This is a genomic window from Lentzea sokolovensis (assembly GCF_033949975.1).
GTDB classification, from domain to species: Bacteria; Actinomycetota; Actinomycetes; order Mycobacteriales; family Pseudonocardiaceae; genus Lentzea; species Lentzea sokolovensis.
This window is the reverse complement of record NZ_JAXAVU010000001.1, coordinates 1,095,784-1,110,731: the sequence shown is the minus strand read 5'-3', so window position 1 is coordinate 1,110,731 and position 14,948 is coordinate 1,095,784. Positions and strand designations below refer to the sequence as shown.

Annotated in this window: 1 pseudogene; it reads left to right on the top strand. The window is 72.7% G+C overall.

What is annotated here, in order from left to right:
- Positions 1–14,937 (top strand): annotated as a pseudogene (locus SK854_RS04400) (SDR family NAD(P)-dependent oxidoreductase); the annotation flags it as partial.
- Between the last annotated feature and the right edge of the window lie 11 nt (positions 14,938–14,948).

The following is a 14,948-nucleotide window of genomic DNA, read 5'->3' as shown; positions in this document are numbered from 1 at the left end:
GTGTCCAACGAGGAACGGCTGGTCGAGTACCTGCGCCGGGTGACCGCCGACCTGCAGAGGACGCGCACGCGCCTGCAGGAGATCGAGTCCGGCGAACCGGAGCCGATCGCCGTCGTCGGCATGAGCTGCCGCTATCCCGGCGGCGTGACGTCGCCGGACGACCTGTGGGAACTGGTGCGCGAAGGCCGTGACGCCATCACGCCGTTCCCGGACGACCGGGGCTGGGACATCGCCGCCCTGACCGGTCAGGACCCCGACCAGCGCGGCGCGAGCCACACGGGGGCGGGCGGGTTCCTCGACGACGTCGCGGGCTTCGACGCCGAGTTCTTCGGCATCTCGCCGCGGGCCGCGCTGGCGATGGACCCGCAGCAACGGCTGTTGCTGGAGTCGTCGTGGGCGCTGTTCGAGGACGCCGGCATCGACCCGGCGAGCCTGCGCGGCGGACGGACCGGCGTGTTCGTCGGCGCGTCCTCGTCCGGCTACGCCAGCGGCTTCCCGGCGGCTCCGGAAGGCCTCGAAGGCCACATCCTGACCGGCAACGCGGGCAGTGTGATCTCCGGACGGCTCGCGTACCAGTTCGGGCTGGAGGGGCCCGCGGTCACGGTGGACACGGCGTGTTCGTCATCGTTGGTGGCGCTGCACCTCGCCGCACAGGCGCTGCGTGCGGGGGAGTGCTCGCTCGCGCTCGCCGGTGGCGTCATGGTCCTCGCGTCGCCGACGTTGTTCGTCGAGTTCTCGCGCCAGCGCGGGCTCGCGGCGGACGGGCGCTGCAAGTCCTTCGCCGCGGCGGCGGACGGGACCGGTTGGGCTGAGGGCGTCGGGCTGGTCCTGCTGGAGAAGCTGTCCGACGCACGGCGCAACGGCCACGAGATCCTCGCCGTGGTGCGGGGTTCCGCGGTCAACCAGGACGGTGCGAGCAGCGGGCTGACCGCACCGAACGGGCCGTCGCAGCAGCGCGTGATCCGGGACGCGTTGGCAGGTGCCCGCCTCTCTCCGTCCGATGTGGACGCTGTCGAGGCGCACGGCACCGGCACCCGGCTCGGCGACCCGATCGAGGCGCAGGCCGTGCTCGCGACCTACGGCGGCGATCGGCCCGAACCGTTGTGGCTCGGCTCGCTGAAGTCGAACATCGGGCACGCCCAGTCCGCCGCCGGAGTCGGTGGCGTGATCAAGATGATCCAGGCCATGCGGCACGGCGTGCTGCCGAAGACGCTGCACGTGGACGAGCCGACGCCGCACGTCGACTGGGCGGCGGGCAACGTCCGGCTGCTCACCGACACGACGCCGTGGCCCGAGACCGGAAGGCCGCGCCGCGCGGGCGTGTCGTCGTTCGGGATGAGCGGTACCAACGCGCACGTGATCCTGGAGCAGGCCCCGGCCGTCGAGCCCGTGGAGGTGCCTGCGCTGCCGGTGACGCCGGTGCTTCTGTCCGCCCGCACGGCGACCGCGCTGCAGGAACAGGCTCACCTGCTGTCCACTGTGGATTTTGAGCTGTCCGGACTGGCCGCCGCGATGGCGACCAGGGGTGGTCTGGAACACCGCGCCGTCGTGGTCGCTTCGGATCGGGGCGCGCTTCGCGCCGCTCTGCGCGAGTTCGACGTCGTTCAGGGACAGCCGGGTGGGAAGACCGCGTTCCTGTTCTCGGGTCAGGGTTCGCAGCGTGCGGGCATGGGCCGTGAGCTGTACGAGGCGTTCCCGGCCTACGCGTCGGCGTTCGACGCGGTGTGCGCGCTGTTGGACCCGCGGCTTCGCGAGGTGCTGGATTCCGAGGAGCTGGATCGCACGGAGTTCGCGCAGCAGGGGATCTTCGCGCTGGAAGTGGCGTTGTTCCGGCTGCTGGAGTCCTGGGGTGTCCGGCCGGACTTCGTGCTCGGACACTCGGTGGGGGAGATCGCGGCGGCGCACGTCGCCGGGATTCTGTCGTTGGAGGACGCGGCCGCACTCGTTCTGGCGCGTGGGCGGTTGATGCAGGCGTTGCCCGAGGGCGGCGCGATGATCGCCGTGCAGGCCTCGGAGGACGAGGTTCTGCCGCTGCCGGACGGGGTTTCGCTGGCCGCGGTGAACGGGCCGTCCTCGGTCGTGCTGTCCGGGGCCGAGGACGCGGTTGTCGCTGTTGCCTCTCGGTTCGCGAAGAGCAAGCGGCTCAACACGAGCCACGCCTTCCACTCGGCGCTGATGGAACCGATGCTCGCCGAGTTCCGCACGGCTCTCGCCGGGCTCACCTTCTCCGCGCCGACGATTCCCCTCGTGTCCACAGTGGAAGAATCAGCGGCGTGGGACGCGGACTACTGGGTCCGCCAGGTGCGGCAGCCGGTCCGGTTCCACGACGGCGTCGAACGCCTGCGCGCTCAAGGCGTCACGGTGCTCGCCGAGATCGGTCCGGCCGCGGTGCTCACCCCGCTCGCCGACGGCGCGGTTCCGTTGCTGCGCGGGGACAAGCCCGAGCCGGAGACGCTGATCCGCGGTCTTAGCACGCTGCACGTCCGCGGCACGGCCGTCGACTGGCCGAAGTTCTTCGGCGGCACCCGGCGGCTCCCGTTGCCGCACTACCCGTTCGAGCACGAGCGGTTCTGGCTGGCCGCACCCGCCATCACCGGTGACGTCAGCGCCGCCGGACTCACCCGCCTCGACCACTCGCTGCTGGGTGCCGCGCTGGCTCTCGCCGACGGTGACGGGTTCCTCTGCACGGGCGTCCTCTCGCCGCGATCGCACCCGTGGCTCGCCGACCACGTCGTGCTCGGCACGACGCTGGTACCCGGCACCGCGTTCGTCGAACTGGCCCTGCGCGCCGCCGAACAGGCCGGGTGCGACCGGATCGACGAGCTCACCATCGAGGCGCCGCTGACCCTGACCGACAGCGGAGCCGAGATCCAGATCGCCGTCGGCGCTCCCGGACCGGACGGTGCCCGCGGCCTGCGCATCCACGCACGCCCAGCGGGTTCGGCGTTCGACGAGCCCTGGACCCGGCACGCCACCGGCACCCTGTCCACGGCAGGCCGGTCCGCCACGGGATCCGCCGAGTGGCCGCCCGCCGGAGCCGAAGTCCTCGACGTCGACGACCTCTACGCGCGGTTCGCCGACCGCGGTTTCGACTACGGCCCGGCGTTCCAGGGCCTGCGTGCTGCCTGGCGGCGTGGCGACGACGTCTTCGCCGAGGTCGAGCTGCCGGAGTCGGCGCAGGCCGCAGGGCAGTTCGCGCTGCACCCCGCACTGCTCGACAGCGCGCTGCACGGGCTGGCGTTCGGCGTTCTACCGGACACCGGCGCGGGCAGGGTGCCGTTCTCCTGGACCGGCGTCACAGTGCCGGCCCGCGGCCGGTCGGCGCTGCGGATCCGGTTGTCCGCCACCGGATCGGACACCGTCGCGCTCGTGGCCACCGACGAGACCGGCCAGCCGGTCGCCGCCGTCGAGGGGCTGACCGTGCGACCGGTTGCCGTGCCCCGGCAGTCGCTGTTCGCGGTGGACTGGCCGCTGCTGCCGCCCGGTGGGATGTCCGAGTACGTCAGGCCGACGTTCCTGACGGTCGACGGTGGTACGGACGCCGCTGCCACGCATGCCGCGACGACTCACGTGTTGAGGGAGTTGCAGAGCTGGCTCGCCGCCGAGCACGCGCCCGACGAACGCCTGGTGGTCGTCACGCGCGGTGCGGTCGCCGTGGAGGACGAGGCCGTCACCGATCTCGCCGGCGCGGCCGTGCGGGGACTGGTGGTGGCGGCACAGGCCGAGCATCCCGACCGTTTCGTGCTGGTGGACACCGACCTGGCTGACGTCACGCGGTTCCCGGCAGGAGAGCCGCAGTTCGCCGTCCGCGGCAGCCGCGTGTTCGTGCCGCGGCTGGTCAGGGCCGTCGCGCCCGCCGGCGATCCCCTGAACTGGGACACGGTCCTGATCACCGGAGGCACCGGCTCGCTCGGGTCGGCGCTCGCCCGGCACCTGCTCGACAGCGGCACCCGGCGGGTCGTCGTCGCCACTCGCCGAGGTCAGGAGGCGCCCGGTGCGGCCGCACTGACCGAGTTCGGTGTCGAGGTCGTGGCCTGCGACGTCACCGACCGGGCCGCGGTCTCCGCGCTGCTCGGCTCGTTGCCCGGCCTCGACGCCGTGGTGCACGCGGCCGGTGTGCTCGACGACGGCGTGCTGGACTCGCTGACGCCGGAGCGGCTCGCGGTGGTGCTGCGTCCCAAGGTCGACGCGGCCTGGTTGTTGCACGAGCTGACTCTCGACGCCGGTCTGTCGGCGTTCGTCGTGTTCTCGTCGGTCGCCGGTGCCTTCGGTGCGGCCGGGCAGGCGAACTACGCCGCCGCCAACGCCTATCTCGACGCACTGGTGGCGCACCGCAGGGCCGCCGGACTGCCCGGCACCTCGATGGCCTGGGGTGCCTGGGAGACCGGCATGGCCGCCGACGCACCGCTGGGTGGTCTGATTCCTCTGTCCACAAAGGATGGACTGGCGCTGTTCGACGCCGCACTGGCGGCAGGCCGGGCCGTCACGCTGCCGGTGAAGCTGGACCTGGCCACGTTCCGCGCCGGTCAGGTGCCGGCGCTGCTGCGCGGCCTGGTTCGGCCGTCGGCTCGGCGCGCGGTGCCCGGTTCGGCGTTCGGTGAGCGGCTGGCGTCCGTCACCGCCGCCGAGCGCGAGACGCTGCTGCTGGAGCTGGTCCGGACCGAGGCCGCGACGGTGCTGGGGCACGAGCCCGGTGTCAGGGTCGACGTGAGCAAGGCGTTCAGCGACATCGGGTTCGACTCGCTCACCGCGGTCGAGTTGCGGAACCGGCTCGCGGAGGCGACCGGGCTGCGGCTGTCGTCGACGCTCGTGTTCGACCATCCCGGCGCGGCCGCGCTCGCCGCGCACCTCGGCGCGGAACTGCTGGGCACCTCGATCTCTGCCGCGCCGGCCGTGGTCGTCGCGGCCGACGAGCCCATCGCGATCGTCGGGATGAGCTGCCGGTATCCCGGTGGCGTCACGTCGCCGGACGACCTGTGGCGGCTGGTGGCGGAGGGCAGGGACGGCGTCGGGGAGTTCCCGGACGACCGCGGCTGGGACGTTGAGTACGACCAGGATCCCGGGCGGGCCGGTACCACCTACACCCGTGAGGGCGGGTTCCTCTACGACGCGGCGGAGTTCGACGCGGCGTTCTTCGGGATCAGCCCGCGTGAGGCCGTCGCGATGGACCCGCAGCAGCGGTTGCTGCTGGAGTCCTCGTGGGAGGCGTTCGAGAACGCGGGCATCGCTCCCGACTCGGTGCGGGGCAGCCGCACCGGTGTCTTCGCGGGCCTGATGTACCACGACTACGGCGCCCGGATCACGACCGCGCCGGCGGATCTCGAAGGGTTCCTCGGGATCGGCAACTCCGGCAGCGTCCTTTCCGGACGGATCGCCTACTCGTTCGGGCTGGAGGGACCGGCGGTCACCGTCGACACGGCGTGTTCATCGTCGTTGGTGGCGCTGCACCTAGCTGCTCAGGCACTGCGTTCGGGCGAGTGCTCGCTGGCGCTCGCCGGTGGTGTGACGGTGATGGCGACCCCGGCGACGTTCCTGGAGTTCTCGCGCCAGCGCGGGCTCGCGGCTGATGGGCGCTGCAAGTCCTTCGCCGCGGCCGCCGACGGCACCGGCTGGGGCGAGGGCGTCGGCGTTCTCGTGCTGGAACGGCTTTCCGACGCCCGGCGCAACGGGCACCGCGTGCTTGCCGTCGTGCGTGGATCGGCGGTCAACTCGGACGGCGCGTCCAATGGTCTGACGGCGCCGAACGGGCCGTCCCAGCAACGTGTCATCCGGGCCGCGCTGGCGACCGCGGGCCTTACTCCGTCCGATGTGGACGCTGTCGAGGCGCACGGCACCGGCACGCGGCTCGGCGATCCGATCGAGGCTCAGGCGTTGCTGGCGACCTACGGTCAGGAACGTGCGGAGGGCCCGTTGTGGCTGGGTTCGATCAAGTCGAACCTCGGGCACACGCAGGCCGCGGCGGGCGTCGCGGGTGTGATCAAGATGGTGCAGGCGTTGCGGCACGGGCTGTTGCCCAGGACGTTGCACGTGGACGAGCCGACGCCGCAGGTCGACTGGACCGCGGGTGAGGTCCGGTTGCTGACCGAGCCCGTCGCGTGGCCCGCGGGTGACCGCGTTCGTCGTGCCGCGGTGTCGTCGTTCGGGATCAGCGGCACCAACGCTCACGTGCTGCTGGAGGAAGCGCCCGACGCGCCCGTTGCAGCCGCCTCCCGCGAGCTGCCGGTGGTGCCGTGGGTGCTCTCGGCCAAGTCCCCGGACGCTCTGCGGGAGCAGGCGCGACGGATGCTCGGTGCGGCCCCGGACCTGCCGGTGGCCGTGGTGGCCCAGGCGCTGGCCGGTGGTCGCGCGGCGCTGGACCACCGTGCGGCCGTCGTCGGCGCCGACCGTGCCGAACTGCTGCGCGGGCTTGAGGCCGTCGCTTCGGGCTCATCTGTTTCGGGCGTCCACATCGGACGCGCTGGCGCCGGCAAGGTCGCGTTCTTGTTCACCGGTCAGGGTTCGCAGCGTGCGGGCATGGGGCGCGAACTGTACGAGGCTTTCCCGGCTTACGCGTCGGCGTTCGACGAGGTGTGTGCGCTGCTGGACCCGCGGCTTCGCGAGGTGCTGGATTCTGCGGAGTTGGATCGCACGGAGTTCGCGCAGCAGGGGATCTTCGCGCTGGAAGTGGCGTTGTTCCGGCTGCTGGAGTCGTGGGGCATCCGGCCTGGGCTCGTCGCCGGGCATTCCGTCGGCGAGATCGCCGCCGCCCACGTCGCCGGGATCCTGTCGTTGCAGGACGCCGCCGCGCTGGTTCTGGCGCGTGGGCGGTTGATGCAGGCGTTGCCCGAGGGTGGCGTGATGATCGCGGTGCAGGCGTCCGAGGAGGACGTGCTGGCGCTGCCCGAGGGAGTTTCGCTCGCCGCGGTCAACGGGCCTTCCTCGGTCGTGCTCTCCGGGGTCGAGGACGCGGTTGTCGCGGTGGCCTCGCGGTTCGCGAAGACCAAGCGGCTCAACACGAGCCACGCGTTCCACTCGGCGCTGATGGAGCCGATGCTGGCCGAGTTCGGCGCCGCGATCGACGGTCTTGAGTGCTTGCCGCCGTCGATTCCCTTCGTGTCCAGTGTGGATGTTTCGGCCGAGCTGTCGGCGGAGTACTGGGTGCAGCAGGTCCGTGAACCCGTCCGGTTCGACGACGCCGTCGCGCGGCTGCGGGAACAGGGCGTCACGGAGTTCGTCGAGATCGGGCCCGACGCCGTTCTCGCCGCGATGGTCGACGACGCCGTCCCGCTGCTTCGTGCCGGACGCGCGGAGGCCTCCTCGGTGCTCTCGGCGGTTGCCCGGCTGCACGTCCGGGGCGTCGAGCCGGAGTGGTCCGAGGTGTTCGCGGGCACCGGCTCCGCGCCGGTCGACCTGCCGTCCTACGCCTTCGAACGCGAGCGGTACTGGCTCGACGCGGCTCCGATCGCCGATGTGGCCGCACTCGGTCAGTCCGCGCCCGGCCACCCGCTGCTGAGCGCCGCCGTCGACCTGCCGGACGGCGGGACGGTGTTCACCGGCACGCTGTCGGTCCGGACCGCGCCGTGGCTCGCCGAGCACGAGGTGCTGGGTGAGCCGCTGCTTCCCGGTGCGGCGTTCGCGGACCTCGCGTTGTGCGCCGGGGCCGAGCTGGGATGCCCGGTCGTCGATGAGCTCACCCTCGGCACGCCACTGGTGCTGCGAGGTCAGGTTTCCCTGCGAGTGACCGTCGGAGCGCTTGCCGACGGGCGACGACCGCTGACCATCCACTCACGACAGTCCGATGAGGACTCCTGGGTGTTGCACGCCACCGGTGCGGTGAGTGCTTCCGACGTGCAGGTCGACGACCTCACTGACTGGCCGCCCGCAGGGGCGGTCGAGGTGCCGGTCGGCGATCTCTACGACCGGGCCGCGGAGCAGGGCTTCGGCTACGGCCCGGCGTTCCAGGGGGTGCGGGCGGCCTGGCGGCACGACGACACGGTGTTCGCGGAGGTCGAGCTGCCGCAGGACCGAGTGGCGGAGGCCGGGGAGTACGGCCTGCATCCGGCTCTGCTCGACGCGGCCCTGCACGGCGTTGGCCTCGGGGCGTTCGTGGCCGATGGTGGGTTCCTGCCCTTCTCCTGGACGGGTTTGTCCCTGTCCGCGACGGGTGCGGCGGCGCTGCGGGTGCGGATCCGCCCGGCCGGTCAGGACGCGATCAGCCTGACCCTCGCCGACGCGACCGGACGGGGAGTGGCGAGCGTGCGCTCGCTGGCGTTGCGTCCGGTGTCGGCGAACCAGGTGACGACGAGGGTGGAGGCGTTGCACCGGCTGGAGTGGGTGCGCGCGGCGGAGGTCGGTGTTCGACCGGTGATCGTGGCCGGTCTGGTGGACGCCGGCTCGGCTCACCCGCTGGCCGTGGCCGGTCTGGCGGACGCCGACCCGGCCCGCCTGGGGATCGCGGCCGGTCTCGCCGCTCTCGCTGACCCGGTGCCCTCCGTCGTCGCGATCGAGTGGGCACCGTGCGACCTGGCCGACGCCGTCACGCGCGCCCTCGATCTCGTGCACACCTGGGTCGCGGACGAGCGGTTCACCCGGTCCCGCCTGGTCCTCGTGACCCGCGGGGCCGTGGCCACCCGCCCCGGCGAGGACGTCACCGATCTCGCCGCCGCGGCCGCACGAGGCCTGCTGCGCACCGCCGCGCAGGAGTACCCCGGCCGGTTCGGCCTGGCCGACCTGGGGCCGGACGACGAGCTCCCCGCGCTGCCCGACGAGCAGGAGGCGGCCGTCCGCGACGGCCAGGTGCTCGTGCCGCGGCTGGCCAAGGTCACCGGGCACGGCGAGGCCACGACCATCGCCGACCCGCACGGGACCGTGCTGATCACCGGCGGCACCGGTTCCCTCGGTGCTGCCGTCGCCCGGCACCTCGCCGCGCAGGGGGCCGGGCACCTGCTGCTCACCTCACGCCGAGGCCTGGAAGCTGAAGGTGCGAAGGCTCTCGTCGCGGAACTGGAGGCGGCCGGATCCCGAGTCACGATCGAGGCGTGCGACGTCGCCGATCGCGGGGAGCTCGCCGCGTTGCTCGAGTCCGTTCCGCAGGACCGCCCGCTCACGGCGGTCGTGCACGCGGCCGGGGTGCTCGACGACGGCCTGCTCAGCGCGCAGGATCCCGCCCGGCTCGCCGCGGTACTCGGCCCGAAGGCCGACGCCGCAAGGCATCTGCACGAACTGACGTCAGGTCAGGTCGAACTCGTGCTGTTCTCCTCGGTCGCCGGCGCCTTCGGCAGTGCGGGCCAGGCCGGGTACGCGGCCGCGAACGCCTACCTCGACGCCCTCGCCTCCCACCGGGTCGCGCAGGGGTTGCCGGCGCGGTCGCTGGCCTGGGGGCCGTGGCTGGACGGCATGGCAGCGGGGCTCGCGGAGGGCGAGCGGCGCCGGATCGAACGCAGCGGCCTGCGCCCGATCGACACCGCCACCGGACTGGCGCTCTTCGACGCTGCTCTACGGCACGACGAACCGGTGCTGTGGCCGGTGAAACTGGACCACGCGGTCCTGCGCGGCCAGGGCGAGCGCCTCCCGGCGATCCTGCGCGGGCTCGTGCGCGTCCCCGTCCGCAAGGCGGCGGCGAAGCGCGCCGGCAAGGACCGCAAGGCGTTGCTCGACCTCGTGCGCGCGGAGTCCGCGGCGGTGCTCGGCCACGGTTCGGCCGCCGCGATCGAGCCGGACCAGGCCTTCTCGGAACTGGGGTTCGACTCGCTGACCGCGGTCGAGCTGCGCAACCGGCTCGACGCCGCCACCGGGCTCCGCCTCGCCGTGACCGTCGTGTTCGACCACGCGACACCTGCCGTGCTCGCGGACCACCTCGAAGCCGAGCTGACCGGCGAACGTGCCGACGTGGCCGCGCCGGTGGCCGTTGCTGTGAACGAGCCCATCGCGATCGTCGGGATGAGCTGCCGGTACCCCGGCGGTGTCACCTCGCCGGACGAGCTCTGGCGGCTGGTCCTCGACGGGCGTGACGCCATCGGGGAGTTCCCGGCCGACCGCGGCTGGGACGTCGAGTACGACCCCGACCCCGAACGGTCCGGCACCACCTACACCCGTGAGGGCGGCTTCCTCTACGACGCGGCGGAGTTCGACGCGGCGTTCTTCGGGATCAGTCCGCGCGAGGCACTTGCGATGGATCCCCAGCAGCGGTTGCTGCTGGAAGCGTCGTGGGAGGCGTTTGAAAGTGCGGGCATCGACCCTGGTGCCATGCGCGGTAGCCGCACCGGTGTGTTCGCCGGTCAGATGTACCACGACTACGGTGCCCGGCTGACCGACGTGCCGGAGGGTGTGGAGGGGTTCGTCGGCATCGGCAACTCCGGCAGCGTCCTGTCCGGACGCGTCGCCTACTCGTTCGGGCTGGAGGGCCCGGCGGTCACCGTCGACACGGCGTGCTCGTCGTCTCTGGTGACCCTGCACCTCGCCGCACAGGCGTTGCGGCAGGGCGAGTGCACGCTCGCACTCGCCGGTGGTGTCACCGTGATGGCGACCCCGGCGACGTTCGTCGAGTTCAGCCGTCAGCGAGGGCTGGCACCCGACGGGCGCTGCAAGCCGTTCGCGGCGGCCGCCGACGGCACCGGCTGGTCCGAGGGCGTGGGCGTGCTGGTCCTGGAACGGCTGTCCGACGCGCGACGCAACGGCCACCGCGTGCTGGCGGTGGTGCGGGGCTCCGCGATCAACTCCGACGGCGCCTCGAACGGCCTGACCGCGCCGAACGGGCCCTCGCAGCAGCGGGTGATCCGGCAGGCGCTCGCCGCGGCCGGTCTCGGACCGTCCGATGTGGACGCTGTCGAGGCGCACGGCACCGGCACCCGTCTCGGCGACCCGATCGAGGCCCAGGCGGTTCTCGCCACCTACGGTCAGGACCGGGAAACGCCGCTGTGGCTGGGTTCGGTCAAGTCGAACCTCGGGCACACGCAGGCCGCGGCGGGCGTCGCGGGCGTGATCAAGATGGTGCAGGCGTTGCGGCACGGTGTGTTGCCGCAGTCGCTTCACGTCGACGAGCCGACTCCGCACGTCGACTGGAGTGCTGGTGAGGTCCGGTTGCTGACCGAGCCCGTCGCGTGGCCCGCGGGTGACCGCGTTCGTCGTGCCGCGGTGTCGTCGTTCGGCATCAGCGGTACCAACGCGCACGTCATCCTCGAAGCGGTTCCGGAGCCGGAAGCCCTTGTGGCAACGCATCCGTGCCCGCCCTTCGTTCTCTCGGCCAAGTCGCCGGCCGCGCTGCGAGCGCAGGCGACCCGGTTGCGGGAACACCTCACCGCTCATCCCGAGCAGGCACCGGCGGCTGTGGCGAAGGCACTGGTCGGCCGGTCTCGGCACGCCCACCGCGCGGTCGTCGTCGGTGATGTGCAGGCCGGACTGGCGGAGCTCGGCAACGGGTCCGGTGCCGTGACCGGAGCGGTCGTGGCGGACGGGCGGACCGCGTTCCTCTTCACCGGCCAGGGTTCGCAGCGGCCGGGCATGGGCCAGGAACTGCACGAGTGCTTCCCCGTCTACGCCGCGGCTTTCGACGCGGTCTGCGCGCACCTCGACCCGAGGCTGCGTGACGTCGTCTTCGGCGGCGGCCCGGAGTTGGACACGACCGAGTTCGCGCAGCAGGCGATCTTCGCGCTGGAGGTCGCGCTGTTCCGGCTGCTGGCGTCGTGGGGCGTCGAGCCGGAGGTCGTGCTGGGGCACTCGGTCGGCGAGATCGCGGCCGCGCACGTGGCCGGGATTCTGTCTTTGGAGGACGCCGCCAAGCTGGTCGCCGCACGTGGCCGGCTCATGCAGGCGCTGCCCTCGGGTGGCGCGATGATCGCCGTCCAAGCCTCGGTCGAAGACGTTCAGCCGTTGCCGGACGGTGTCTCGCTGGCCGCGGTCAACGGGCCGGACTCAGTGGTGCTGTCCGGTAATGCCGACGCCGTCACCGAGTTCGCGGCGAACTGGACGACGACCAAGCGGCTCAACACGAGCCACGCCTTCCACTCCGCGTTGATGGAACCGATGCTGGAGGAGTTCCGTGCGGTCGTCGAGGGGTTGACCTTCGTCGAACCGAGCATCCCCATCGTGTCCACAGTGGAGGGAAGCGACCCGGCCACCGCGGAACACTGGGTGCGCCAGGTGCGTGAACCGGTGCGGTTCCACGACGGGGTGGTGGCACTGCGCGAAGTCCACGGCGTCACGGACTTCCTGGAACTGGGACCGGACGGCGTGCTGAGCGCGATGGTCGACGGTGAGGCCGTCCCGGTGCTGCGGGCGGGCCGTCCGGAGGCGGAGACCCTGATCACCGCGCTGGCCCGGTTGCACGTGCGGGGACGCCAGGTCGACTGGGCCGCGGGCTTCGGCCCCGGCGGTCACGTCGACCTGCCGGCCTACGCCTTCCAGCGGGAGCGGTTCTGGCTCGCCGCCACGCCGTCCGGGGACGTCACCTCGGCCGGCCTGGTCGCGACCGGACACCCGCTGCTCGCCGCGGTGGTCCCGCTGGCAGGCGAGGACGGTGTCCTCGGCACAGCACGGCTTTCGCCGCGCACCCATCCGTGGCTCGCCGACCACACCGTCGGCGGCACCACGGTGCTACCGGGCACCGCGCTGCTCGAACTGGTGCTGCGGACCGCGGCCGAGACCGGTTGCGGTGTCGTCACCGAACTGACCCTCGAAGTTCCTCTCGTGGTGCCGGACCAGGGCGTTCAGCTCCAGGTCACGGTCGGCACCGCCGAGGACGGGGAACGTCCGGTGCGCGTGCACGCCCGCCGGGATGACACCGAGCCGTGGACCAGGCACGCCGCGGGCACGGTCGCCGAAGGCACCAAACCGTTGGTGGCCTTGACCGAGTGGCCGCCCGCGGGTGCCGAACCGGTGGCGATCGACGACGTGTACGCGGGGTTCGCCGAAGCGGGGCTGGGCTACGGACCGGTGTTCCAGGGGCTGCGGGCCGCCTGGTCGCGCGGTGAGGAGCTGTTCGCGGAAGTCGCTCTTCCCGAGGCCACACCGGGATTCCTGCTGCACCCGGCGCTGTTCGACTCCGCGCTGCACACAGCCGCGCTGAAGGGCGACGGCACGGCGCAACTGCCGTTCTCCTGGAGCGGCGTCCACCTCTCGGCCGTCGGCGCGACCAGCCTGCGGGTCCGGCTCACCCCGGCACCGGAAGGCTTCGCGCTCGCACTGGCCGACGGGACGGGAGCGCCGGTCGGCGTCGTGGACTCGTTGACGCTGCGGCCTTTCTCCGCCGACGTGCTCGGGGTGCGGGACGCGCTCTTCCGCGTCGACTGGGTCCCGGCGCCGATCACCACGCCACCGTTCGCCCGGTGCGAGGTGCTCGGTGACGACACCGATCTGGTCGCCGCACTGAAGCAGGCGGGCGTCGAGGTGTCCGGGGAGAACCCGGAAGTCGTCTTCCTGCCGGTACCGCGGCTCACCGGCACGGTCCCCGCAGTGGTGCGCGAGACCGTCCTGTCGGTGCTCGGCACCGTCCGGGAGTGGCTCGCGGGCTCCGGGGCACGGCTCGTCGTCGTGACTCGCGGCGCCGTCGCGGCCTCGCCCGGCGAGGACGTGCCGGATCTGGCGGCCGCGGCCGTGTGGGGCCTGCTGCGCTCGGCTCAGGCCGAGCACCCGGACCGGTTCGCGATCCTCGATCTCGACGACTCGGTTCCCGTGCTGACCGAGGAACCACAGGCGGCTGTCCGGTCCGGGCGACTGTTCGTGCCGCGGCTGGCCCGTGTCCGCGTCGGTGAGAGCGAGGTGCCGGCGACGTCCGGAACCGTGCTCGTCACCGGCGGGACCGGCGCGCTGGGTGCGGCCGTCGCCCGTCACCTGGCGGAGCGGGGAGCACAGCACCTCGTGCTCGCCAGCCGCCGCGGCTCCACGGCGCCAGGTGCGTCCGAACTCGCCGCGGAACTGCGTGAGCTCGGCGCGGACGTGACGCTCGTGGCGTGCGACCTCGCCGACCGGGACGCGGTGGCCGATCTGCTCGCCACCCACCCGGTCACGACGGTCGTGCACACCGCGGGCGTGCTCGCCGACGGTGTCGTGGAAACCCTGGCACCGCAGCAGGTCGAGGCCGTGCTGCGGGCCAAGGCCGACGCGGCCTGGCACCTGCACGAACTGGCGGGCGACCTCGACGAGTTCGTCCTGTTCTCCTCGGCCGCCGGCACGCTCGGCACGCCGGGACAGGCGAACTACGCGGCAGCCAACGCGTTCCTCGACGCACTGGCCGCCCATCGCCGCGCTGCCGGCCTGCCGGCGCAGTCCCTCGCCTGGGGCCTGTGGGCCGGCGGCATGGGAGACGCGGCACGCCGGGGTGCGGTCACCGCACTGTCCACTGAGGACGGGCTGGCGTTGTACGACGCGTCCCGTGCCGACGGTGGCGCGGCACTCGTCCCGATGCGGCTCGACCTCACGGCACGGGGCGAGGTGCCCGCGTTGCTGCGGGGACTCGTCCGGACTCCGGCACGGGCAGCCGCGCCGGACCAGTTGGCACAGCGTCTGGCCGCGGTGCCGGAAGCCGACCGTCACGAACTGCTCGTCGGGTTCGTCCGCACCCAGGTGGCCGCCGTGCTCGGGCATTCCGACGCGGACGCCGTCCCGGCCAGGCAGTCGTTCCGCGACCTGGGCTTCGACTCGCTCACCGCGGTCGAGCTGCGCAACCGGATCGGTGCCGCGACCGGCCTGCGGCTGCCCGCGACGCTGGTGTTCAGCTACCCGGACGCGACCGCGCTCGCCACTCACCTGGAGTCCGAGCTGCACGTCGAACCGGTCGAGCCGGACCTGACCGCGGTGCTCGCCGCGATCGGGATCGACCGGCTGCGCGCGGCCGGGCTGCTCGAACCCCTGCTGCGGCTCGCCGACCCCGCGGCCGTCATCACCGCCCCCATCGAAGCCTCGATCGACGCCATGGACGTGGACGACCTCGTCGCCCTGGCCCTCGACGGCGACCCCTCCTGACCTGATCGCGG